The sequence below is a fragment of the Opitutaceae bacterium genome, assembly GCA_015075305.1.
Lineage (GTDB): Bacteria > Verrucomicrobiota > Verrucomicrobiia > Opitutales > Opitutaceae > UBA6669.
Genome location: JABTUS010000008.1, coordinates 155,416 through 179,318, shown reverse-complemented (window position 1 = coordinate 179,318; position 23,903 = coordinate 155,416). Strand labels below are relative to the sequence as shown.

The 23,903-nt window shown below is 60.5% G+C and carries 18 protein-coding genes; 7 read left to right on the top strand and 11 right to left on the bottom strand.

Annotated elements, in window-relative coordinates; translation table 11 throughout:
- Position 1: 1 nt before the first annotated feature.
- The 9 genes from HS122_15930 to HS122_15890 form a co-directional block, all read right to left on the bottom strand.
- The gene (locus tag HS122_15930) at positions 2 to 1,405 is read right to left on the bottom strand and encodes a hypothetical protein (GenBank protein MBE7539885.1); all 1,404 of its coding nucleotides are present in this window, start codon (positions 1,403 to 1,405) and stop codon (positions 2 to 4) included.
- Positions 1,406 to 1,428: 23 nt separating this feature from the next.
- On the bottom strand, positions 1,429 to 2,319 hold the full coding sequence (locus HS122_15925) for a TIM barrel protein (GenBank protein ID MBE7539884.1): 891 nt from the start codon (positions 2,317 to 2,319) through the stop codon (positions 1,429 to 1,431).
- Positions 2,320 to 2,336: 17 nt separating this feature from the next.
- Positions 2,337 to 3,107, bottom strand: a complete 771-nt coding sequence (locus HS122_15920) for an SDR family oxidoreductase (protein MBE7539883.1) — start codon at positions 3,105 to 3,107, stop codon at positions 2,337 to 2,339.
- A 14-nt stretch (positions 3,108 to 3,121) separates the two neighbouring features.
- The gene (locus tag HS122_15915) at positions 3,122 to 4,150 is read right to left on the bottom strand and encodes a zinc-binding dehydrogenase (GenBank protein MBE7539882.1); all 1,029 of its coding nucleotides are present in this window, start codon (positions 4,148 to 4,150) and stop codon (positions 3,122 to 3,124) included.
- Between the two features lie 191 nt (positions 4,151 to 4,341).
- Positions 4,342 to 5,256: a dihydrodipicolinate synthase family protein gene (locus tag HS122_15910; protein ID MBE7539881.1), complete on the bottom strand. Its 915-nt coding sequence runs from the start codon at positions 5,254 to 5,256 to the stop codon at positions 4,342 to 4,344.
- A gap of 70 nt (positions 5,257 to 5,326) precedes the next feature.
- Positions 5,327 to 7,315, bottom strand: coding sequence for a VCBS repeat-containing protein (locus tag HS122_15905; protein ID MBE7539880.1), 1,989 nt, complete (start codon positions 7,313 to 7,315; stop codon positions 5,327 to 5,329).
- A 27-nt stretch (positions 7,316 to 7,342) separates the two neighbouring features.
- Positions 7,343 to 10,327 (bottom strand): TonB-dependent receptor, encoded by a 2,985-nt coding sequence (locus HS122_15900; protein ID MBE7539879.1) that lies wholly within the window; start codon positions 10,325 to 10,327, stop codon positions 7,343 to 7,345.
- Between the two features lie 225 nt (positions 10,328 to 10,552).
- Positions 10,553 to 11,890 carry a hypothetical protein gene (locus HS122_15895; GenBank protein MBE7539878.1) on the bottom strand — a complete coding sequence of 446 codons (1,338 nt, stop codon included), beginning with the start codon at positions 11,888 to 11,890 and terminating at the stop codon, positions 10,553 to 10,555.
- Positions 11,887 to 13,572: a hypothetical protein gene (locus HS122_15890; protein MBE7539877.1), complete on the bottom strand. Its 1,686-nt coding sequence runs from the start codon at positions 13,570 to 13,572 to the stop codon at positions 11,887 to 11,889. Before HS122_15890 ends, HS122_15895 begins: the two co-directional genes overlap by 4 nt.
- A gap of 61 nt (positions 13,573 to 13,633) precedes the next feature.
- Between HS122_15890 and def the strand changes: the two genes are divergently transcribed.
- The 3 genes from def to HS122_15875 are packed head-to-tail and all read left to right on the top strand — an operon-like array spanning position 13,634 to position 15,928.
- Complete coding sequence (def, locus tag HS122_15885; GenBank protein MBE7539876.1) at positions 13,634 to 14,203, top strand: peptide deformylase; 570 nt, start codon at positions 13,634 to 13,636, stop codon at positions 14,201 to 14,203.
- 46 nt (positions 14,204 to 14,249) lie between these two features.
- Positions 14,250 to 15,329 (top strand): Gfo/Idh/MocA family oxidoreductase, encoded by a 1,080-nt coding sequence (locus HS122_15880; protein MBE7539875.1) that lies wholly within the window; start codon positions 14,250 to 14,252, stop codon positions 15,327 to 15,329.
- Between the two features lie 59 nt (positions 15,330 to 15,388).
- A complete protein-coding gene (locus tag HS122_15875; GenBank protein MBE7539874.1) occupies positions 15,389 to 15,928 on the top strand; it encodes a cob(I)yrinic acid a,c-diamide adenosyltransferase in 540 nt (179 codons plus the stop codon).
- A 32-nt stretch (positions 15,929 to 15,960) separates the two neighbouring features.
- Here HS122_15875 and HS122_15870 read toward each other — a convergent pair whose 3' ends face one another.
- Both HS122_15870 and HS122_15865 read right to left on the bottom strand, forming a co-directional pair.
- Complete coding sequence (locus HS122_15870) at positions 15,961 to 17,499, bottom strand: PhoH family protein (GenBank protein ID MBE7539873.1); 1,539 nt, start codon at positions 17,497 to 17,499, stop codon at positions 15,961 to 15,963.
- A gap of 451 nt (positions 17,500 to 17,950) precedes the next feature.
- Positions 17,951 to 18,277: a hypothetical protein gene (locus HS122_15865; protein MBE7539872.1), complete on the bottom strand. Its 327-nt coding sequence runs from the start codon at positions 18,275 to 18,277 to the stop codon at positions 17,951 to 17,953.
- A 110-nt stretch (positions 18,278 to 18,387) separates the two neighbouring features.
- Here HS122_15865 and HS122_15860 point away from each other — a divergent pair, with 110 nt between their 5' ends.
- From HS122_15860 to recQ, 4 genes are all read left to right on the top strand, one after another.
- Entirely contained in the window at positions 18,388 to 19,203 is an 816-nt protein-coding gene (locus tag HS122_15860) for a hypothetical protein (GenBank protein ID MBE7539871.1), read from the top strand.
- Positions 19,204 to 19,403: 200 nt separating this feature from the next.
- The gene (locus tag HS122_15855; protein ID MBE7539870.1) at positions 19,404 to 20,879 is read left to right on the top strand and encodes a peptide ABC transporter substrate-binding protein; all 1,476 of its coding nucleotides are present in this window, start codon (positions 19,404 to 19,406) and stop codon (positions 20,877 to 20,879) included.
- A 221-nt stretch (positions 20,880 to 21,100) separates the two neighbouring features.
- Entirely contained in the window at positions 21,101 to 21,937 is an 837-nt protein-coding gene (locus tag HS122_15850; GenBank protein ID MBE7539869.1) for a sigma-70 family RNA polymerase sigma factor, read from the top strand.
- 126 nt (positions 21,938 to 22,063) lie between these two features.
- Positions 22,064 to 23,896, top strand: coding sequence for a DNA helicase RecQ (gene recQ / locus HS122_15845; GenBank protein ID MBE7539868.1), 1,833 nt, complete (start codon positions 22,064 to 22,066; stop codon positions 23,894 to 23,896).
- Positions 23,897 to 23,903 lie beyond the last annotated feature (7 nt).

The following is a 23,903-nucleotide window of genomic DNA, read 5'->3' as shown; positions in this document are numbered from 1 at the left end:
GTCAGTCATACGCAGGTCCGACGTCCCGCGGTGTCAGGGCATGTGCCACAACGGGTGCCTCGGTGAATTCGTCGGCACCCACGTCCTTCATGTCTCCGCGAGCCTCGCCGTCGACGTCGAAGCCCACCCCCGGATAGACGCCAACGGCCCCATCAATGGCCGGGCTGCCCGGCTGCAGGTGGAAATCCGCCGCACCATCACGCCCAAGCCGGGGGTCGACCGCAATGTAGGCATCCGCTGGAAGATCACCCGCACCACCGGTATTCCAGACGATATTCCCCTCCCACACGGGATCCGCATAAGGGCCGTCTATCTTCGCCGCCATGCCTCCCCCCTGCAGAATGTTGTTGGCAAACACCGCATGGGTGGCGCCGAGGGCGTTGGAACTGCGCCGGCTCATCTGGTAGTGGGTTCGATTGTCCACAAAGGTATTGAAGGCTATCAAGCAGTTGTCGGGCCGATCATGTGCTCCCATTGAGCCGCCATCGGCCACTTCAACCGATCCGTTGCCCATGTTCACCCCGATGTAATTGCCCTCGAAAACATTGCTGAACACCTGGTGCCGGTCCCCATAGATCCTCAGACCTTCGGTATTGCGAAGGATGTTTCCATACACCGCACAGTCATTCCCGTGCCGCAGGCTGAACTGCGCCGTTGGGCTGTCCGCAAGGGTGTTGTAACGGAACGTATTTCCCGAGGAGCGGTTGGAGATCATGTCATTCTCGCCGCGACACCTAGAGAAAAGATTGTACTCCACAACACCGCTCCCCACGGAAAGCGCCAGTGCACTCAGGCCAAGTCGCAGCATCTCGCCAGGTTCTCCACTGGCGCTGCCGTAGTCATGAAAGTAATTGCGGTGAATCCACAGCCGCTGAGCGACCTGGCCGGTCGGACCACTCACGGCAATCAGGCTCCCGCTCGTCCGCTTGTCGCCAAAGTCATTGCGATCGATCTGAACATCATGTCCCAGCACCGCCAGATAGGGACCGGATCCCGTGCAACGAAAGGTGTTGCGCGTGAACCGGATGTGGCGCGTCCCCGCGCCGACTGTCGTCCTGCCCGACGCGTGGGTGAACTTGAATCCAGAAATCACCACGTAGTTCGCCGGCGCGCCGACATTGAAGCCATGCGTGCCGCCAATCTCGACTCCGCCGACCGTCTCCGCCGCAATCGTCACCGGATCCTCCTCCGTCCCGCGGCAGGTGACCGAAATTGAGGCGGATGTGGAATAGGCGCCATTCTTCAGAGTGATCGTGTCGCCCGGCACCGCCTCCTCAATCCGGCTCTGAAGATCCGCCAGCGTCTCCACAAGGTGCGTTTCCGCATGGATAGCCGTGCAGAACAACAGAAGGAAAAACACGCCGCCTGCGGACAGCGGCTTCAATGAACAGCGACGACAAATCATGGGGTTGGGGGCGGCGTGCGATATCAGGGGGGATTCCAATGCCGGGCAATCTTCATGCGAAGAAAACGGGCGCTTGCCTCGAGTTGTTCCATGCCGTCGACGCCATCCTCAATGCTGATCCACCCGTCGAATCCCACGCCCCGCAATTCGCCAAAGATGGCATCGTAGTCATTCAGCCCGCGGCCTATCTCCCCATGGCGGAGTCGCTTCACATAGCCTTCGCTTCCGTTTTCCTCACAGCGCAGATCCTCAATCGTTCCTTCGATCAGAAAACGATCGCTGGCGTGCATGGTGACGACACGGTCCTTCACCCGCCGCAGCAGTTCGAGCGGGTCATCCCCCGCGATGATCGCATTGCTGGGGTCGTAGTTCACGCCAAAATGCGGGTGTCGGATACGATCCACGAGCGAGCAAAAGACATCCATCCTCTGCGCAAATTCGGGATAACTCCAGAAGTCGTCCTTGTAATGATTCTCAAGGATGAGCGTTACGTCGCAGGCCTCCGCTTCGGGAAGGCACTCCTCGATCGCACTCACCACCAGGTCGAGTCCCCGGGAGAGCGACAGCTCGGGGCGGCGCTGACCCGAGAGCACGCGGCAATATCCGGCGCCGAGGGTCGCGGCCATGCGAATCCACGTCTTTTCACGCTCGATCTCCCTGCGCCGCAACTCCGGATCAGGCTGCGAGAAATCCGGGGAGCAGCAGAGCATCGGAATCACCATGCCCGCCCGTTCCACCGTCCGGCGGGCATCGCTCCAGCGCGCCGGATCCTGAAGCTCATGAAACCCGCTGTAATACTCAAGCCCGTCGAGCCTCAACGGAGCAGCGAGATCGACCCATTGCTGCAGGGTCATGGTGGCGTCCTTGCAAAGGGCGCGAACGAAAGCCTTGGGAAAGGCGGCCAGTTTTGGCATGGCGGGTTGTCGTCGGATCAGACCTTGAGCGGATTGCGTCCGTAGATGGAGTACTGCTCGAGTTCGAGCACTGATCCGGAAACGGGGCGGGATTCGTCACCGAGCCAGTAGACCGCCGCACTGGCAATATCCTCAGGCGCAAGCAGCCGGCCGGACGGTGCGTAGGTTTTCGGCACATGGGACGGCCAGTCCTCGGGCTGCCCGAGTCGCCGCTGCAGAGCGTACTCATTCGGCGTGAGCACCCAGCCGAGGTTGAAGTGGTTGAAGCGCACACCATCCTCGCCATGGGCGTTTGCAAGATTCCTGGAAAGCGTCTGCAGCGCCCCCTTTGAAATGCTGTAGTCAAGGAGCTCGCTTTCACCGCTGAGGGCGTTGATCGAGCCGATGTTCAACACACAGCCGCGGTTCCGCTTCAACTCGGCAAACGCGGCCTGGATCAGCAGAAGCGGCGCGCGCACATTGATCGCCATGACACGGTCGAAAAAATCCACACTCGTGGTCGACAGATTGCTACGCACGATCGCGGCCGCATTGTTGACCAGGGCATCGATGCGGCCAAATTCGCGCATCGCTCTCTCCACAATGCGCCCGGGGCTCGCTGCGTCGGCGAGATCGTCCCCGTGCGCCACCGCCCTTGCGCCGAGCGCCTGCGCCACCTCCCTCGCCTCCGCCGCGACGAGACCGTGCACAAGCACGGCCGCCCCCTCCTTCACGCAGCGCTCCGCGATCGCACGGCCGATGCCGGTCGAGGATCCGGTGACGATGATGACCTTGTCCTTCAGTCTCATGGTTGCGCCCCTCCTCACGCGGGCCGAAGCACCGCTTTCACGATCGCACCCGAATGCATCTTCTCGAACGCCTCATGCCATTCCTCAAGCTTCCAGACACCGCCCACAATCGGTTTCAGATCCAGCCGACCCGAGGCCAGCAGCGCCAGCACGCGCTCCCAGATCGGCCAGTTGTGGCTGAAGCTTCCCTGCAGCGTCAGATTCTTCTGCACGAGCGGATCCAGCGAGAATCCCAGAGGCTGCGGGCCCCAGCCGACCTTGCTGATCCAGCCATTCGGCCGTGCGAGCTCGAGCGCAATCTTAAGCGCGGCGGACACACCTGCGGCATCGATGACGCCATCCGCCCCGAGCCCGTCACGCTCCTTCGCCCACGCCGTTGCATCGCCGACAATCACCTCACAGCCGTAGTGCCGTGCAACTTCGAGCCGCGCCCGGTCACGCTCGAGCCCGACCAGCGCCACGTCCGCACCGGCAAGCCTCGCCATCGCTGCGCAGAGGATCCCAATGGGGCCCGGTCCGAGAACGATCACGCGGTCTCCCGGAGTAATCCTGGAGTTCTGAACAACAGCGTTGAACGCCACACAGCAGGGTTCCGTCAACGCGGCAAACTCCATGGACAGTCCGGCCGGCACGCGGTGCAGGCATCGTGCAGGAACGCGCACGAAGCGGGTCATGGCTCCATTGACCCCGTAGCCAAAGCCCTTGCGACCGGGATCCAGGTTGTAAAGCCCTGCGCGCGACAGCGGGCTGTCGGGATTGATCACGGCGGCGGTTTCTGAAACGACGCGATCGCCCTCCCTCCAGTTCCTCACCGCGGATCCAACCTCGGCGATCACGCCGCCGAATTCGTGTCCGAGCACAACCGGGTAGTTGACCGGCCAGCTATGGGAGGATGTCCACTGGTGCAGATCGCTTCCGCACACTCCCACTGCCTCAACGGCGAGGATCACATCGTCCGCTCCTGGCGTCGGACGGGCAAACTCACGAAGCTCCACACTATGGGGTTCAGGGGCAAAGTTGACGACCGCCGGGGATTTGCTCATGCGCGCCCAAAATGCCCGCATCCTGAAATCCAGTCACGACGGAAATGAACAAAAGTCGGGCTGCATCACACGCAGATCAAGGGCTTCAATCCATACACGGTGCCACATCCGCAGCCAGTCTGATGATGCATGCCAGGATCGCAGGGAAATTGGAAAATGACTGCACATTCAGCGCCTGGAGTTTCGCGTGATCAAATTGAACCCGGCCCAATCCCGGTCCCTAAGAAAAGTTCGCGCAGGTCGGAAACCACCTTTCGATAGCGTGCCTGGGACTCGGCGGACACAATCATCTTGGGCACGCCGGGATTCAGGCCGCGGGCCTCGATGCCCGCGGCAACATTGAGGGGGAAAGTGAGCTGATCCACAATTCTTCCGACCTCCACCATGCCGGCGGCAGGCACCGTGGGGTCGGCTTTCAACCCCTCCAACGCTATCCGATACAAAGTGACCATCCACTCGGGAACGATGTTCACCAGCCCTCCGATCGCACCTGACGCGCCTAACGAAAACACCTCGCGCAGACGAGTGTCCGCACCGGACATGACCGAGAAATGTTTCTCTTTTCCGAGTGCGACCAAATCGCGGTGATAGCCGAATTCGGCGCCACTCTGTTTGATTCCGCACATCGGCGCCCGATCGGCGAAATCCGACACCACATTCAAATCAATGCGTTTTCCCGTCAGTTCTGGAAAATTGTAGAGCATGACCGGCAGGCCCACGCATTCCGCGACATGCAGGAAGTACGCAAGCTGATCTGCAGGTGAAACCGGAAAAAACATCGGCGGCATCAGCGCCACGGCGGACGCGCCAACCTCCTTCGCATACCGCCCGAGTTCAACGGCTGCACGCGGACGAACGTCGCTGATGTTTGCGATCACCGGCAATCCTCCGGCGAGTTCCACGACCGCCCTGAGCACAACCTTGCGCTCCTCCACACCGAACTGCGGAAACTCCCCCGTGCTTCCCAGCGCGAGGATGCCGTGGATGCCGTGACCGCGCGTAAATTCAATCAACGCGGCAAGCGCCCGCCGATCGAGCCGCCCCGCGGCATCCGTTGGAATCCATTGTGCTGAATATATGCCCTTGGGCCTGTATGTGGATGACATGAAAGAGTCGGAGCGGCGTCCCGATCAATAGCGGGACATCAATCGGACCTTACCCGGATGTTTGGCGGGCCTACCTTGAGCGCGGGTTTTTCAGGTTGTAGAAAAACCCATCCTCCGCACCGATGAGCAAGTCTGACACTCCATCCTTGTCCCAGTCCACCGGGGTTGGAGTGGTGGAATGACCCGCAATGACCTGCGGATGCATGGGCCCCTTGTAATCAAACGCCCACTCTCCCCGGTCGTTGATTCCGCGACCAAGGAACAGGTTCGCGTTCGGCTGGCTATTGACTATCAGGTCCAGCCTGCCGTCTCCATCCCAATCGACCCAGCAGAACGTGCGGCGCCCGCTCTTGCCCGCCGTCCCCGAATTCATGCGAAGCAGTCCCGGCCTGTCCTTGCCGGCACCTGTTGGAACACCAGCGCTGTTGAATTCAGAAGCTCCCTCGCTCCAGAATGCGCGACGCGGGGGCTGCAGCTCGAGGCTGCCATCCGCGACGCGACGGCGCTGGTAGAATGCAAGGTAGCCGTCGGTATCAAGCGTGACGAGATCCATGAGGCCGTCGCCATTGAGGTCTATCATTGAGGGCGTGCAACGCCACGGTACCACCAGTTCACCGCCTCGCGGGCTCCACCAGTTCCAAGCCGGCTTGGGTACGGGACCACCCCAATTGACCTCAAGCGCGACACCCTTTGCGAGCCGGGGCTCTGTGCGCGTGCCGATGTTACGGTACAATGTGATGCGCCCCCAGATCCCGAGATCCAGGATGTCGGGCAAACCGTCGCCGTCCCAGTCTGCGACACTGACATTGGAATACCCCCATTTCGCCTCCGCCGGACCCTGTATGGAACCATTTGGTCCCGCCATGATGCGAATGGTCCGGCCATCGGCCGCCAGATAGACGGGCGCGGCCCAGCGCGGGGGGCTGCCGCCAAGATTCTTGATGAATCCAATGTAACCGGCGCTGTCGCCCGAGACGAGATCGTCCAGCCCGTCACCATCCCAATCGACGCTCACCGGGGATGAAAGCGCACCAAACTTCACATTGTCCGCATACTGGCGCGCATAGCGCGGAGGAAGAAACTGCGGCATGCCGTCCAGCACCTTGCCCGTGTGCTCGATGAACGCCACGCGGCCATCCTCATCACCCACGATCAGATCCATATGCCCATCGCCGTTGAAATCATAGGCCACGGGCGTGATCATGCAGAGGTCCATGGAAATCGAGCGTCCTCCGTTCGTCAGGCGGCGACCCGCCGAGTATCGGGGTGCGGTGCGACTTCCCACATTCTCGAAGTAGGTGAAACCATCGCGAAACTCTCCGCAGACCAGGTCGAGGTCACCATCGCCATCGAAGTCGGCAAAGTTCGGCGATGGCATGCCGTAGACATCGATCTCCTTTTCACCCGCATGAAGCTTGACCGCGGGGGAATACACCGGCTTGGCGGAGGTGCCGGTGTTTCGGAGAAGATAGACATATCCATGCAGCGGACCGTTGGTCCATTTGCCACTGGCATCGTAGGCGTTGTCCCAGCCATAGTCGCCCCACCAACCGATGCCAACGATCAGATCCAGCCGGCCGTCGCCATCGTAGTCGACAAAGCGCCACTGGTTCGCCCGGATATTGCCCGGTGCCACGTGGATCTTGCTTGGCGCGGGAATCTTCACTCCGCCCTGGAAGCCGCGCTCCCTAAAATCAGGATAGACGTGATTCGGACTCGTGACGATCACCTTGCCGTCAATATACGAAACCTGCGGATTCCCCACTGCGGAACCGATGCGTTTCGCGGGAAGAAAGACAGGAAGGTGGTTCTGCGGGTCCGTCTGGCCTGAATTCCGGAAAACATAGATGCCGTTCGAAGGCTTGTCGGTGCAAACCACGACGAGATCCATTAGGCCGTCCCCATCATGATCCATGGGCAGGGGCCACGCCCAGAGTCCAACCCCCAGCTCCACCAGCAGGCCTGGATTGTTGTGCTTGAGACGCGGCATCTCCGGCGCAGCTGAAAGCACACCGCCGATCAATGCCAAGACAAGTACCCGTAGTAAGTGGCGTTTCATGATGCAGCGCATGCAGGTTGAATCGTCCTAGAAGCGACCGCGCACTCCGACCACCACGGCAACTCCGTTTGTGGTCGAGCGCTCGAGCCGGTCAGCCAGGCCGCGATAGTATTCCTGTGGTTCGTTGAAGATATTGGCCACATCGACGGAGAGACTCGCATTGCGATGGATGCGGTAGGACACGCCGACATTGATGAGTTCGCGCGCACTCCTGTAGCGCAGGCGCGCGGCGTCGGTCGCACTGTAGTCCTGCAGATACGCGCTCTGGTAATTGTAGAGGATGTTGAACCCAAGTTTCCCGTAGGAATAGGCCAGGCGGATGTTCGCCGTCTCCGGCACAAACCGCGCGACATCGGTCGTGGTTGTGCGAGGCCCTGCCTCACCGTAGTCGCCGCTGGTCTCCAGCTTCGTATAGTTGGCGCTGAAGGACAAGCCGCGCCAGAAGCCGGGAAGGAAGGTGAACTGCTGCTGATAGTTGAACTCCCACCCGTCGATCTTTGCGTTCCCTCCGTTGGCTGTGGTGCGGATTTCGTATCCCGCATAGTCGCCATTGAAGCCGTTGTCAGGTCCCGACCCCACAATTCCGGCGGTGCCATTGACGATGAAATCGCTGATATCCTTTCTGAACCATCCCAGGGAAACCTGTCCCACGGGCTCGAAATAGTATTCCAGCCCGAGATCCCAGTTCTCCGCATACTGCGGCTTGAGGGACGGATTGCTGATAGTCACCGTTTGCGCGGCATCGCTGAAGGACAGGGACGGCAGCAGACTCGTGATTGTCGGACGGCCGATGCTGTTGGACCAGCTTGCACGAGCCTGAAGATTGGTGGTGAACTTGTACACCGCATGCAGCCCAGGGAACCAGTCGGTATAGCTGCCGTTCAGCTCCGTGTAATTGTTGTAGTCGCGATCGGCTGATCCAATCGGATCGGCATTTCGCTGGGCGGTGGTCGAAAGCACACGCGAGCGCACATAGCCCCACGTGTTGACTTCAGTCCGTTCAACGCGCACACCGCCGAGCAGGCTCAGATTCTCGAAACGGGCGCTCGCCTGTACATATCCGGCCGTGACGTCTTCGTCGGCGGCACGTGTCCCTTGGTACCATTGCGAGCGCTGGTAGTAGAGATCCTCCCTCCAGCTCTGCGGATTGGCGCGGATATCCTGTCCGGCAGCCGCGGAGTCGATGAACGGAAGGTAGCCGCCAAAGTCATCGAAATAGGAAAGCTTCAGGCTGCGGTCGGCCAGGGAGCCCAAGCTGCTGCCGATGTAGGTGAATTGCTGCTGGTTCCTCTCCTCCTCGAATTTCCCTCCACGAAACCGGAACCCGGTCTTGATGGAGGCCGCAAAATTTGTCGGAAGCACGTAGGTCGCATTGGCGCTGGCATTCGTGTACGTGGTATAGCGCTTGTTGTCGCGATTGACGAGCTGTCCATTGGAATAGGAAGCCGGATCATGGATATCAACCGTTCCCGTAGTCTTGAACGACGGTTCGGTTGCTGACTGCGACTTGTCGAAGATCCATCCCACGTTTCGCGTATCCATTGTAAAAATACCGCCTCCAGCATTGCCTGCCCGGCGGCTGCTTTGCAAAAGAGGCTTGGAGTGGCTGTAGGCCGCGTCGTAGTCGATTTTCAACCGGTCAAACTCATGCACGCCTCCGCCATTCACCTGACGCTGCCGGTCGAAGAAGCTGTACAGGGTTGAGTTCATTTGGACAATGCTGTTGGGCACCGCCCGGATTTCAGTCCTGTCTGCGGTCCACCCGGGAAGAATGGGATTGCTTCCGGTGGGCTGGCCGTTTGCTCCTATCGCCGCAACAGTCTGCGAGCCGGTGTAGGCGCGCACGGTGTACAGGCGATTGAACTTCTCGGGAGCCTCGTTCAATATGCTTCCCAGAAAGAAGCGCGATCGATCTGAGAGCTTGAACTCCACCTTCGCATTGATGCTCTGCTGCACACGATTGTTGTAGGCATTCTGCCTGCGGTAGTCCCAGACATAGGCCGGGGCATTGATCGAGTTCGACTGGTAGTCGAGAAGCGTCTGGTCAACCGTGTTGACGTTCTCGCTGTAAAACGCCTTGAGGGAGACACCGAGATTGCGGCTTTCGCCCATCACATCGAACACTTCCTGGTAGCCCATGCTCAGCATCGGGTGGATGCGATGCCCGGAACGCAGCGGGATGTTGTCGAGGAAGGCGGGTGCCCAGCGCGCGGAGGCGCCATATTCGATCCGGCGCTTCTCTTTCATTGCAAGCGGAGAGCGCGTCTTGAGATTGACCGCCCCACCCAGGGAATCGCCCGGCATGTCGGGCGTCGGCGCCTTGATCACTTCGATCTCCTCGAAAAGCGCTCCGGAAATGTTGTGAGTGCGGAAATCGCGGTTGAATCCGCCTGCGCTGGCCTGGATGTTTCCATCGACACTCACGGTGTTGAGCCCCGTATCCGCGCCGCGGATTCTGACTCCCGTGACATTTCCCTCATCATCATACGCGCCGGCGACTCCGGGGAGCCGGATGAGCAGCTCCCCCGCCGAATCATTGGGCAGGTTGCCGAGGGCATCGAGCGCGAGAACATTCTTCACGTTCGGTGCGTTGCGCTGGCGTGTAATGGATGCGGCATTGCCCTCGCGTTCGCCTGTCACCGTGAACGCCTGAAGCTTGTAGACCTGCGTTCCCATGCTGAAGTCCAGGGACACGCGCTGTCCGGCTACGACCGTCACCGGGCGGGTGATTGTGTCGAGACCGATATAGGACACTCTTGCGGTGTGCGTGCCCGCAGGCACGTCAAAGAGCCGGTATGTGCCGGAGTCATCAGTGAGCGCCTGACGATGCAGCTCAGGCAGCTCGACCAGCACATCCTTGAGAAACATTCCGGTGTCGGAATTGTTCACGGCACCCGAAATCGTGCCTGTCGACGTTTGGGCGACGACCGCTCCAACAAAAGTCAGCAGAAATCCAAGGCCCAGGAGTATGGCTCGGAAGCGAAGGGGATGGGGTGGCAGTGTGGTTCTCATGTTATTTGGCATAGATGCGTCAGGGGGGGGTTGAATCGTGAAATCGCAGGGCCGCTCAAATCCATTTGGAGGAGCCACGACGGCCCGGATTGCGGTTCCTTGTAGGAGGAGGCGTTTCCGCGTCAACTAAAAACGTTTTAGCATAAATGAAAACATTCCCTTCGGCACCCGGAGGTCAACAAGCAGGTTTGAGCCGGGTCGCAGATGTCCTGTTGGGGAACGCGCCTACTGCAGGCGCAGTGGCAGCGACCGGTAGCGCCGGTTCAACTCCCTCAGTTTGGCTGCCGTGGGTGTCGTCTCGCCCATCCGGATGCTTTGTGCGGGAAGAAAATTGTCCACGACGGCGCAGTACTCGGCGTTCACCATGATGCCGAGAAACTCACCGGTCTTGCTCAGCACCAGGTCCCCCCGTGACGGGGAGAAGTCGCCGAACAGGCGTCTGAAGAGTCGATTGTCCATGCGCACGTAGCTCGCATGGCCGGCCTCAAGCTTGAAAGGCACCTCGCCGTATCCAGCGCCGCCGCTGGAAATCAGCACCGCCTCGGGAAATTTAAAGGGATCCAGCGCCACCTGGTAGACCTTGGCTCCCAACGCCTCGACCTGCGCGGGTGTCACCGGAATCGCGACCACCCGGGGATCCACCGAAAGGAATGTCATCTCCGGGGCGCCCGCCGAGTAGCCGCCCTTTCTGAATGTGGCCGTCAATCCCTCCCAGTTCTCGGGCACTTCCCGCAGGCTCAATGCAGTGTCCTCAACATGAAGGACGGCGTATGTCGCGCGGCCGTCCGTGACCAGCACCGTGCCCGCGGTCTTGTCCCGCTGGACCGGTCCCAGCAGGTTCCTGCGGGAGGCGGTGAAGGACATCTGCACGCGGCCCGCCAGGAACTCACTGAAAAGCGTGTTCGCACTCACGGGGCGGTTGTCGCGAATCTCCTTGGTCAGCGAAGTGGACTGCTCGGCAAGCTGCCCCACCCCCTGCGCCAGCTGCGTGGCGGTTTCCTGCACCCGGATCCGCTCCTTGCGCTCAGTGTCCACCTGGGTCCGCAGTGTCACGGTTGTCTCCCGCAGGAGCTCCTTCTCCCGCTCCGCAACCTTCACCGCCACGCTGAGGCCTTCAATCCTCGCACGGGCCTGCACCTGCTGCTCATTGAGCGAGGTCAGCTGCCTCGCCTGGTCCTCGGCCTGGCGCCGCTTCTCCTCAAGCTCGCGCTGCGTCTGCGCGAGACGCGCGCGATTCAGCGCGGCATCCTGCTCCGCCGCGGCCATGCGCGCCGAGAGGTCGCTGCGCTGCGACTCAAGCAACGCCACGTTCTGCTCCCTCGACTCCAGTTCCGTCTGCGTCTTCTCAAGCCGCCGGGCAAGCAGCTCGCGCGCCGCCTGCTCGTCCTCCAGCGAAAGCTTCATCGTTTCCAGAATGTCCTGACGCTGCGACGCCGCGGATCCCTGCGCAGCGGGCGCGGGAGTCCGCGCAATGCGCGACGGCTCAGCCTGCTCCCACCGCGTCAGCGCAAGCAGGTTGAGCAGGAGGAAGTCGCAGAGTATCAGCAGGAGGGTCCGGTTCATGACGCTCCACCCGGCTGGGCGGCTACCGGCGCCGGCGTGGCGTCACCGGCGGCAGCCTGACCTTCGAGAATCAACTGGCGCTTGAACTGCCTCACGTGCCGGATCTTGACCAGCGCCACGCACACGATGCCAAACATGTTCGAGGAATACGCCGCGAGCAGATTGGGCTGGATCAGGCCGAGCACCTGCAGGACCAGCGCGGTCGCCGTGCCCGCAATGCCGAGATAAAGCCCGCCATCAAACAGGTTCTCCTCGTTCTCCATGAGCTTGAGCTTGAGCTGCGGGGTCGCCGTGGACCGGGCAATCTCCGAGATCTTGCGCAGGCATATGAGGAACCAGAAAATCTGGAGCAGGGCGAAAAGCCCGATGGAAATCAGGGTGGTCGTGTCCATGGCGATCGTGGGTTCAACAGTTTTGAGCGAAGCGGGATCGGAAAGTGTGGCGAGTACGGGCACCGCGAGCCTGACGGCGAATTCAGACGGAGGGGGAATCTTGAAAAGCGTGGGTTCCGTGAACAGGACGATCAGCGCCGCGCACAGCGCACCGAGGACCGCCGTGGTCACGGACGGTCGCGGTCCGGCTGCGCGCCCCACAGCGGCCAGCCTCATCGCACGCAGCAGGACATAGGATCCGAGGAAGAAACCGAGCCATTTTGCAACCAGAGCGGCATTGGGAAATGCGAGCGCCACACGCGCAACCGGAGGCAGGGCCGGCCTGCGTGCGTGATTCACCGGAACCTGCAGCCGGAGCAGGAGCTTCACGGCGCCCTGCCCGTCGCGGGCCGCAAGCGCGAGATCGCCGAGTCCGGATTTCCCAAACTGAAGCAGGTAGGAGGCGACCCGGTCCGCCGAACCGGAGAACATCGCCGCGGCATAAATCAGCGCAAAGTCATCCGGCGCCACGCGCGCAAGATGCGCGTACTCACTCAACGTCTTGCGGTCATCCGTCAGCCGCACCAGCTCACAAAGCTGAACCCAATTGAGCCTTTTGCCCAGCGAGAGCAGGTCGAGAAAAACATCCTCGAGATCACCCATGTCCATTCTTCCGGATGCAATCTCGGCAAGGTTGCGCAGGTCGCGCTGAAGGGGCGCGGAAAAGTGCTCGCCCTGATACAGGAGCGCCGCGAGCAGGATGACGGCGTCCAGCGTCTGCCCGCCGGGGCTTTTCACCGGCACGAACTGTGAAGTGACGCCAGTCTCGCGGGTGCGCAGCAGCGCCTGCACGCCAAGCGAGCGCGAGTTCTGAAGGTAGGTTCGCAGCGCCACACGCGCTTTCTCCGCAATGAAGAATGTGAGAACCGGCGTGCTCGCCGCCTGCCCCTTGTTTTCATCGAGCTTGAAAATCGGCTCGAGAAACGGATCCCATCCTCCCCACGGCACAAGCGTCGGCTGGCGTGCATTCGCCTCCGCCAGTCGGGAGGCAAATGCGGGCAGCCCCGGATCGCCCGCACGTTTGGCAGCGGCGGCAAACAAGGCCGCGGGGCCGAGTTTCTCGCGCTCGAGCAGCTGCCTGCCCGCCTCGGAAATCGAGGGGCCTCCCTCTCCCGCCACCGCAAGCAATGAGGGAGGGACGGACCGCAGATTGATCGGAAAGGCCCAGGAAATCGCGAGCACCATCAAGGCAAGAAGCATCCATGCGGCCACCGCTACTCGCAAAGGGATGGAGCGACGTTTCGATGTCATCGGGACAACTATTGGTTTGCGGGAATTGATCTCAGATCCACGCTGCTTCACTCATCGACCGATGCCCTTGCGAATAGTTCATTACAACGACCCGATCCTGAGGCAGAAAGGCCGCAATGTCACGGTCTTCGACGCCGACCTCGCCAGATTGGCCAGTGAAATGGTCGCAGCCATGAATGTGGCCGAAGGCATAGGGCTGGCAGCCCAGCAGATCGGACTCGCCCTGCAGCTTTGCGTGGTCGATCTCGCATCGGCCAAACGCAATTTCACCTGGTCGCTGGACGGGGTGGCCACTCCCTTGGAGCTGATCATGCCCATGACCCTCGTCAATCCTTCGATCAGCATCCAGGCCTCGGAGAACCTCGCCTACGAGGAGGGCTGTCTCTCATTTCCGGGGATCCGGGGCGATGTGATTCGACCCGACCGGATAAGCGTCGCCTTTCAGGACCTTAACGGCGTCGCTCACACCATGGTCTGCAACGGCCTGCTTGCCCGCTGCATCCTGCACGAGGTCGATCACCTGAACGGAGTCCTGTTCATCGACCGCATGGACAAGAAGCTCCGCCAGACCCTCGACACGGAAATCAAGGCGCTTGCCGCCGAGACCCGCGCTTCCGCAACCCGGACTTGATTGACTTCGCTTCCCTGCATCACCCACACCTGCCAGAACCAAACGCATGAGCCAGAAATCCGACGGCATGAATTACGCCCCGCAGGGGAAGCCAAGTCCGGTTGTCAAACCCGGCGAGTTCACCTTCGCCGCCGCGCATCTGGATCACGGTCACATCTATGGACAATGCAACGGACTGATCGAGGCCGGCGGAAGTCTCGCGCTCGTGTTCGATCCCGATCCCGCCAAGGTCAAGACGTTCATCGAGCGCTATCCCCAGGCCAGGGCCGCGCGCTCGCTGGATGAGATTCTCGACAACCCATCCGTGCGCCTTGTCGCTGCCGCGGCCATTCCCTGCGAACGCGGCCCGATCGGCTGCCGGGTCATGGAGGCGGGCAAGGACTATTTCACCGACAAGACTCCGTTCACCTCGCTCAATCAGCTCGACCAAGCCAAGGCGGTCGTGGCCAGAACCGGCCGGAAATACGCCGTTTATTACAGCGAACGGCTGCACGTCGAATCCGCTATGTTCGCCACCGACCTTGTCAGCCAGGGCGCCATCGGGCGCGTCATCCAGGTAATCGGACTGGGGCCGCATCGCATCGGAGCCAAGGAGAGCCGCCCGCGATGGTTCTACGAAAAGGCAAAGTATGGAGGCATACTCTGCGACATCGGCAGCCATCAGTTTGAACAGTTTCTCACATTCTCCGCCGCGACAGACGCAACGGTCACCCAGGCCGCGGTTGCAAATTTCAACAACCCGGACACGCCGGAGCTCGAGGATTTCGGGGAGGCATCCCTGCTCGGGGACAACGGCACGTCGAACTACATTCGGGTCGACTGGTTCACCCCCAAGGGATTGAGCACCTGGGGCGACGGGCGCACGACCATCCTCGGCACAAAAGGATACATCGAGCTTCGCAAGTACGTCGACGTCGGTCGCGACAAGACGGGCGACAACGTGTACATCGTCGATGATTCCGGGGAACGGTACCTCAACGTTGCCGGGAAGGTTGGATTCCGCTTCTTTGGTGAACTGATCCTGGACTGTCTGAATCGCACTGACAAGGCGATGACCCAGGCGCACACGTTCAAGGCGGCGGAACTCTGTCTGCGCGCCCAGCTGGCCGCGAGAAGGATCGCCTGATTGCAGCCGCGGGACCAGCCGCATCGGAAGGCGGTTCGCGGCAATTTCCCAATCCAACAATGGCGGCATCGATCGCAACACGCACCGGCGACGACGGCAGGACACGACTCATCTACGGGCAGCGTGTCTCGAAATCGCATCCACGCATTGAAGCAGTGGGGGCATTCGATGAACTGAATGTCGCTCTCGGCGTGGCGAAGGCGAACTGCGCCGTGCAGAGCCGCCGGAACAACCTGATCGCGCTGCAATCGGATCTCATCGCGCTCATGGGGGAAATCGCCTGCGATCCCGCTGACGCGGCGCGGTATGCCTCGTCGAATTTTCCCAAGGTCAATGAAGGCACGCTCGCCCGCATTGATGCGGACATTGCAGCCATTGAGGCGCGCAATCTTCGCTTCGACGGCTGGGCGTCCCCCGGTGCCAACCCGCATTCGGCTGCCCTTGAGATGGCTCGCGTGACGGCTCGTCGGGCCGAACGCAGGCTCGTCGCGCTGGTGGATGAACGCGGTGACGCAGTCAGGCCGCTGCTGCTCCAGATTGCAAACCGGCTTGCCGATCTGCTCTGGCTCATGGCGCGGGAAGCGGAAGCGGACGCTTGATGGCGCCAGCTGGCGGGCGCGCACTTCCGTTGTCAGAGCAGGTCCGCCGCAAGCTCCGCCAGTTTCGATCGCTCGCCCTTCGTGAGCTGCACATGCGCATGAAGGGCCTGTCCCTTCATGCGATTGTGGGCATAGACCAGCCCGTTGCTGCGCGCATCGACATACGGATTGTCAATCTGCGCCGGATCGCCGATCAGGACAATTTTCGAACCCTCGCTTATGCGCGTGATCACGGTCTTGACCTCGTGCGGCGTCAGTTGCTGCGCCTCGTCGAGAATGAAGAAGCGGCGCGCGATCGACCGTCCTCGGATGAACGCCAGCGCCTCAATCTCAACTATCCCGGAGCGAAGAAGCCGTTCATAGGGCTTCATTGGCGTGGCCGGCGTCGAAAGAGTGCTGGGCTGGCTCCCGTTCGTAGATGACTGCGCGGCCATCATGGCCATCACCGACTCGCGTTTCTTCGCCTTCTTCTTTGCGACCTTCTTGGTTGCGAACTGAGGTTCCTTCAGGGGCTTTGAAGGAATCAGCACTTCAAGGGCGTCGTGATAGGGCTGCAGCCAGGGCTTCATCTTCTCCTCCAGGGAGCCCGGCAGGTAGCCAATATCCTTCCCCAGGGCAAAGACCGGACGGGAAATCGACAGGCCGTCATACCGTCCACTTTCATCGCAGGTCTGATGCAGGGCGCAGGCTGTTGAAAGCAGCGTCTTGCCCGTGCCGGCCTTACCAAAGCAGGTGATCAGTGAAATGCTGTCATCAAGCAGGGCATCCATGAAGAACTGCTGCTCAAGATTGCGCGCGCGGATTGGTATGCCGCCCGGCGCCTTCACGAATTCGGGAATCTTCAATCGCCGCACGAGCCCATCTCCGAACCAGCGGGCGGGCATCGTCTTGTCCTGGTCCGATCGCAGCAGGACGTATTCATTCAAGTGCAGTCCTTCCGTCGATCCGATTCCAATGTCGAGCTCACCCTCGGAACAGAAACGCTGCATCTCATAAATGCTGACGGGAATCTCCCGATAGGACTGTTCATCGACCTCCGGCACCTTGTCGTTCAGGTAATCCTCGGATTCCAGACCGACGGCACGCGCCTTGAGCTGAACATTGACATCCTTCGTCACGAGTATCGTTGGAGGAGGAAACTGCTCCTGAACGAACAGCGCGCAGGCAATGATGCGATTGTCCTTCTTCGTCAGATCCGGCAGGATCGCGCGGAGTCGCAGCATCGCCGGCGTGTCATTTCGATTCTCGATCAAATAGCGATTGATGATGACCGAAAGCGTGCCGCCGTTGGGAAGCCGCACCCCCTCCAGCATCGAACGCGAATCGGGAAGAAGTTCCTGCAGGATGCGATGCACGCGACGCGCATTCCTCCCGCGCTCGGTCGACTGCTCAGTCTTGATGGCATCCAATTCCTCGAGCACCTCGACCGGTATGGCGAGGTTGTTGTCCTCAAAATTGAAGATCGATTGAGGATCATGGAGGAGAACATTGGTATCCAGGACGAAGGTCTTGATCTTCGTGGAAACCTCAGGTTGCGATTCAAGGGCAGGAGTCCCGCTCAAGTGTTCCATCGCTTTGTGAATAACATGGGGATATCCTGCCGCCAGGGGAGTGTCGATGTTCGACTTCACCAACGATGCAGGAATTTGAAGCAGCAACGGTTTACACGAAAAATCGACGCGTCAGCGCGGCATGCGCATCCCATCTTCTCGCGAAGACATCCCGCTATTCGGACAAAAAAAGAGGGCGGGCTGCCTACCCCTAAGCAGTCCGCCCATTGCTTTCTTTGTTACCCCAAATCTCCCGCTAAGCGGGAGAAGTTATAACCAGAACCATAAAGAAAGACGCTGGTGCCTCAGAAACGTTCGAAGTGTTTTAAGATTTCTGCGCGATATACACAACTAGCTCTTGGTAAGCGCCCTATGACATTTTTCGTCCGTCGCTGCAGCAAACACCGATTCAACCCGTCGTGCATAGGAGGCACGCCCGATCGCGGTTTGCCCGTTGGCTTTTCACCGTTAATCATTGTAGATCAATTCGATCCATAATCGATCGACTTCGGACGACTTTCTTGCGCGGAACCGTCCAGACGCGAATCCAGTATTCGGCAAGCGTGCGCAGGCTGACTGCCGTCAACCCTTCTCGGGCGGCAACCTCTCCCAATTCCCTCACCACTGACGCTCGTTCGCGAAAATAGACCTTGATTGCTGCCTCCAACCGGCGGGCTGCTTCGTGCTCATCAGAAAAATTTCGACAGACCTCTCGAACCTTCTCCTGCCAATACTGTCTCTCATCCACATGTGTCAGAACGTAATCAGAAAGCGTTTGCTCTGCCCGATTGAGACCCATGCGGCGAAGGTGTGGTTTGCGGTTCCAAAAACAACGCCTTTTCCGCATGCACCGCGGCATTGCATTCGCTTCGGTCTGCGCTAAACTCCGATAGTCCCCTCCAAACCTCCATGTGGCAAAAACTTAAAGAACAACTTCCGGCCGTGATCATCACCGTGTTGATCATCGGCGGCGCAGCCTACTGGCTGCATAAACGCACGATTTCAGAAACCATTGCAGCACAGCAGCGCGAACTCGCGGTCGTGCGGGAACAAACCAACGCGGAAATCCGTGCCGCGGCCGATGAAAGCCGGCGGCAGATCGATGCCGTGAACGGCATCCTCAAGGATGCCATCTCGAAACGCTCCGCCGATGTTTTCATGACCGATGCGGAAATGTCCAAGGCCGCCGAGGAGCGCGTCAACAAGCTCGCCGAGGCCATCGCGGTGAAGATCCAACCTTACAATGCGCTCCCCAAGACTCCCGAGGAGGCGGAAGCTCAGCAGAATGAACAGGTCGACAAGGTAGGCGACCGCCTTGCCACGCGCATCCAGCCCATCCTCGAGCAGATGGCTTCCGATCAATCGCTCACGCGCGACGCCATCAGCGGCTACAGCCAGCGGATTTCCGATCAAGTCGGCAATCTTCTCACCGCCGAACTGGCAAAGAATCAGAAGCTGCACAACGACCTCGCAGCCACACAGGCCGTCGCGAGGGAATCGCTTTCGCTCTCACATGAGGTCACCGCCCTCTACCTCAGCACCTTCAAGGACCAGGGTGTGCTGACCCGGCTGCTGACGCTTCCCGCGAATGTCATCAAGGATGTCTCCAAGATGAGCATCGTCAACAGCACCGACCGAAAGAAGATCGAGGCTGATCTCGTCGCGCGCATGAACACGATTGAATCAAGACTTCGAGAGGTCCCCTCCGCCAGCCCGGCACCGTGAGGCACCGGAGCTTCTCGTCTGGGTTTCTGGCTGCGGGAATCGCCATCGGCGCATTCCCGCTCCTGTTTTTGGGGTGCGCGCCACGCGAATCCGCTGTCGAACTCGGCAACCGCACGCAGACCCTTCTCGTCGGCAATTTCAGCGAGCCCAACGATCTTGATCCGCAGATCGCCGACAGCCAGCAGACTTTCAATCTGATCATGGCATTGATCGAGGGGCTCGCGCAATACGACGCACGCACCTGCGAGCCCGTGCCGGCCGTCGCTGAAGGCTGGAATGTTTCCGACGACAAGCTGACCTGGACGTTTCACCTTCGCCAAAACGCCGTCTGGTCAAACGGCGACCCCGTCACCGCAAATGATTTTGTCTGGTCGTATCAGCGCATGCTCACGCCCAGCCTGGGCGCGGAGTACGCTGGCATGCTCTTCATTCTCAAGAATGGAGAGGCCTACTACAAACGGGAGACATCCGACTTCTCAACTGTGGGCGCAAAGGCGCCCGATCCGCACACGCTCGTCCTGACGCTGACGCATCCCGTGCCGTATCTTCCCAAGCTCGTCTGCCATGCGGCATGGTACCCGGTGCATCGGCCCACACTGGAGAAATTTGGGCGGACCTACGAACGAGGCTCGGCGTGGACGCGACCCGGAAATTTCATCGGCAACGGTTATTTCACGCTCGCCGAATGGATGCCGAACAAGCTGATCCGCATGAAAAAATCCGCGACCTACTGGGATCGGGATCGGGTCAAGCTGGAGTCCGTCGTCTTTTTTCCCATCGAGAACACCTCGACCGAGGAATCCATGTTCCGCGCCGGCCAGTTGCACATCACCTCCAGCATACCCATCGAAAAGATCGCCGTGTATCGAAACGATCCCGCTCTCCGGCTGATGCTCAATCAGGACCCGATGCTGGCCACCTACTTCTACAGGTTCAATGTCACGAAGCCTCCCCTCAATGATGCCCGCGTGCGCCGCGCGCTCACGCTGGCGGTGAATCGCCGGCAGATCGTCGAGCACGTCACAAAGGGAGGGCAGATTCCCGCGGGTCATCTCACACCACCAAATATTGCAGGTTTCACGGCCAGGGCCGATGTCCCGTACGATCCCGTGCAGGCTCGCCAGCTTCTTGCCGACGCGGGCTTTCCTGGCGGCAGGGGCTTCCCACGCATGGAGTTGTTGTACAACACCAGCGAGGGGCACCGGCAGATCGCCGAGGCCATCCAGCAGATGTGGCGCCGCGAATTGGGCATAGAAGTCTCCCTCTTCAATCAGGAAGCCAAGGTCTACGTGGAAACCATGCGGACCCTGTCGTATCAGATCGCCCGCTACGCCTGGGTGGGCGACTACCTGGATCCCAGCACCTTCCTCGACACAATGACCACGGACAACGGCAACAATCAGACCGGATGGTCGAACGCCGAATATGACCGCCTGATTGCCGCGGCGGAATTGGCGCCGAACGACACCGAACGTTTTGCCGCATTCCAGCGCTGCGAGGAAATCATCGCCGCGGAAAATCCCATATTGCCGATCTACTTCTACGTGCGGAACAATCTGCAGCGACCCGAGGTGAAGGGCTGGCATAGCAACCTTCTGGATCTCCATCCACTCAAGGGCATTTTCCTCCAGCCGGAAAAGACAGGTGCGCCCGGAGCTGGTGAGCCCAAAGGCTGATTGCGCGGGTTGTTGGGCGCCCCGTCATGCATTCTGCAAGAACGGCGCGCAAGCGTCGCTCAGATTGCACGCTTTCTGCGCACTGAATAATCACAGGCAGCTCGGTAAGCGTTTTGAGGCGGTATATTTACGCATGCGCGATGGGTGATGGCACGGATTGAGTTACAGGCGCGTTGGGCATTCCGAGCCCATTTCCGCTTCAATCCGCAGCGCGCCACGCCATGTCCGCCACACTCACAAATCAGCCTCAGAAGCCTTCACGCTCCGCACGTCAGATATTCTCCAATCCGGAGCCCAACCGACAGGCATCCATCGCACATCCAACGCCCGGTGCCAAAGTCGCAACCGCAGACCGCGAACGCACCCAGCCTGAGACGAAGGCCGAGGCCGCCTTCGACGCTGCTCTTGTCAAACGCTTCACCACGGGCGACGAAACGGCGTTCACCGAAATCATGAACCGCTACTATGGCAGGATCATGGGTCTCGCTTTGAATCTGCTGCGGAACCGCGCCGACGCCGAGGAAATCGCCCAGGACACCTTCCTCCGAGTGCACCGCGGACTCGCAAACTTTCGCGGTGACTCTTCACTGGCCACCTGGCTCTACCGCATCGCCCTCAATCTCGCCCGCAATCGCTATTGGTATTTCTTCCGACGACGCCGGCAGGACAGCATTTCCATCGATCGACCTTTCGGTGAGGAAACTGGGGCGACGTTGGGCGACTTCATAGCCGCTGACCGCGGCGATCCCGCGCAGGAGACGGTGACCAATGAATTCGCCGACCTGATCGCCTCCTGCATGGAGAAGCTCGATGCACGCCAACGCGAAATCCTCACGATGCGCAATACGCTGCATCTGCCCTACGAGGACATCGCGCGCACGCTCGGAATCAATGTCGGCACAGTCAAGAGCCGCATCGCCCGGGCCCGGGAAAACCTTCGCAAACTCATCGCTGAATGCGCCCCGGAATTTGACCGTCAGAGTCAAACGGATGTCGGCAGGGACTATTTTGTCTCATCGAGACCCGTGTACGGCTGCGAGTCGATCGCGTACGCCTGACCTTCCGCAGGCAACGACAGGCCGGCCGATGCAGCCGGCGGCCGCCCCGATTCGGCCAATTTGCGTGCTCGACTGCTGTCTTCTTTGTGCCGTGCTCAAGGCCGCGTTTCATACGCGGACTTCATCGTGCCCGAACTGCTTCACACTCTCGCCACCACATTTGGTTACAATCGCTTCCGCCCCCTGCAGCGCGAAATCATCGAGGCCTCGCTCGCTGGCCGCGATGTGTTCGCCCTGCTTCCCACCGGAGGTGGCAAGTCGCTTTGCTTTCAGCTTCCCGCACTCGTCCGCCCCGGTCTGACCGTGGTGGTTTCACCATTGATCGCACTGATGAAGGATCAGGTCGATCAACTGCAGGCCATGGGTGTGCCCGCGACCTTTCTCAATTCCACCCTGGGCGCCGACGAGGCGCGGTCGCGGCTCGCGGGGCTCCATCGCAACGAGTGGCGGCTGCTCTACGTCTCGCCAGAACGCCTCATGCTCGACAACTGGCAGGAAAACCTCCGGACCTGGAACGTTGAATTCATCGCAATCGACGAAGCCCATTGCATCTCGGAATGGGGTCATGATTTTCGTCCCGACTACCGGCAGGTTTCGCGGCTGCGCGACCTTGTGCCCGACACCCCATTCATGGCGCTCACCGCGACCGCCACGGAGCGCGTTCGGGCTGACATCATCAATCACCTGCGCCTGCGTTCGCCGGACGTCTTTGTCGCAAGTTTCAACCGACCCAACCTGACCTACCGGGTGATTCCGAAGGATGAGCCGACCCGACAGGTCGTCGATTTCATCCGCAAGCGGCAGGGCGAAAGCGGCATCGTCTACTGCGGCAGTCGCGCCACCTGCGAGCGCCTCGCCGATTCGCTCAACGGCCGCGGACTCAATGCCCGCCCGTATCACGCGGGTCTCAGCGCGGAGGAGCGGACTCGCAACCAGGAAAAATTCCTCCGCGACGAGGTGACGATAATCTGCGCGACCATCGCCTTCGGCATGGGCATCAACAAACCGAACGTCCGCTGGGTCGTTCACCACGATCTTCCGAAAAACCTCGAAAGCTACTATCAGGAAACAGGGCGGGCCGGGCGCGATGGACTTCCCGGCGACTGCCTGCTGCTTTTCAGCGCAGGCGACATCGCCCGTCAGAATCATTTCATAGAGGCGATCACCGATCCCATAGAGCAGCAGGTCGCAAGGGCACAATTGCGCCAGATGGTGTCCTTCGCCGAGTCCACCACCTGCCGCCGCCGCGACATTCTCTCCTATTTTGGGGAGACTTTTTCCCTCGAAACCTGCGCCGCCTGCGACAACTGCCAGGATCCCCCTTCCACCTACGACGGCACGCTGGTAGCACAGAAATTCCTCTCATGCGTCTACCGCATTCATCAGGCCAGCGGATTCGGGGTTGGCATCAACCACATCGCCGACGTGCTTTCCGGCGCCGACACTGAAAAGATCCAGCGTTGGAATCACCGCCAGCTCTCCACCTACGGCATAGGCAGCGAGCTCCCGCGAAGCGAATGGACACGCGTCGGCCGGGAGCTCCTCAGACGAGGCTACCTCGAGCGGAGCGCGGGCGAATTCGCCACGCTGGAGCTCAGCGCCCCGGGTCGCGAGGCACTGAAATCCCGGCAGACAATCCTGCTGAGCCAGGCTCCGGCGGCCCCCAAGGTCACGCGCATCACCGTGCCGCGACAGGGTGAGATTGCCTGCGACGACATCCTCTTCTCGCAGTTGCGGGCCCTGAGGAAGCGTCTTGCGGACGAGAAAAAAGTTCCCGCCTACGTGATTTTCGGGGACGCCACCCTGCGACAAATGGCCCGCCTCTACCCAGCGACCGTCGACGCCATGAAAGGCATCTCTGGAATGGGCGAAAAGAAGCGGGCCGAGTTCGGCCTGATTTTCGCGCAGGCGATCACCGACTACCTGAGCAGCAACAGCAGGCTGAGTTTCGCCGACTGATCCCGCC

Coding starts and splice junctions, on each gene's coding strand:
- HS122_15915 (MBE7539882.1), bottom strand. CDS start 4,150: ATGAGCAAATCCCCGGCGGTCGTCAACTTTGCCCCTGAACCCCATAGT.
- HS122_15895 (MBE7539878.1), bottom strand. CDS start 11,890: ATGAACCGGACCCTCCTGCTGATACTCTGCGACTTCCTCCTGCTCAAC.
- HS122_15900 (MBE7539879.1), bottom strand. CDS start 10,327: ATGAGAACCACACTGCCACCCCATCCCCTTCGCTTCCGAGCCATACTC.
- HS122_15930 (MBE7539885.1), bottom strand. CDS start 1,405: ATGATTTGTCGTCGCTGTTCATTGAAGCCGCTGTCCGCAGGCGGCGTG.
- HS122_15910 (MBE7539881.1), bottom strand. CDS start 5,256: ATGTCATCCACATACAGGCCCAAGGGCATATATTCAGCACAATGGATT.
- HS122_15920 (MBE7539883.1), bottom strand. CDS start 3,107: ATGAGACTGAAGGACAAGGTCATCATCGTCACCGGATCCTCGACCGGC.
- HS122_15880 (MBE7539875.1), top strand. CDS start 14,250: ATGAGCCAGAAATCCGACGGCATGAATTACGCCCCGCAGGGGAAGCCA.
- HS122_15855 (MBE7539870.1), top strand. CDS start 19,404: ATGGCATTGATCGAGGGGCTCGCGCAATACGACGCACGCACCTGCGAG.
- def (MBE7539876.1), top strand. CDS start 13,634: ATGCCCTTGCGAATAGTTCATTACAACGACCCGATCCTGAGGCAGAAA.
- HS122_15850 (MBE7539869.1), top strand. CDS start 21,101: ATGTCCGCCACACTCACAAATCAGCCTCAGAAGCCTTCACGCTCCGCA.
- HS122_15890 (MBE7539877.1), bottom strand. CDS start 13,572: ATGACATCGAAACGTCGCTCCATCCCTTTGCGAGTAGCGGTGGCCGCA.
- HS122_15875 (MBE7539874.1), top strand. CDS start 15,389: ATGGCGGCATCGATCGCAACACGCACCGGCGACGACGGCAGGACACGA.
- HS122_15925 (MBE7539884.1), bottom strand. CDS start 2,319: ATGCCAAAACTGGCCGCCTTTCCCAAGGCTTTCGTTCGCGCCCTTTGC.
- HS122_15870 (MBE7539873.1), bottom strand. CDS start 17,499: ATGGAACACTTGAGCGGGACTCCTGCCCTTGAATCGCAACCTGAGGTT.
- HS122_15865 (MBE7539872.1), bottom strand. CDS start 18,277: ATGGGTCTCAATCGGGCAGAGCAAACGCTTTCTGATTACGTTCTGACA.
- HS122_15860 (MBE7539871.1), top strand. CDS start 18,388: ATGTGGCAAAAACTTAAAGAACAACTTCCGGCCGTGATCATCACCGTG.
- HS122_15905 (MBE7539880.1), bottom strand. CDS start 7,315: ATGAAACGCCACTTACTACGGGTACTTGTCTTGGCATTGATCGGCGGT.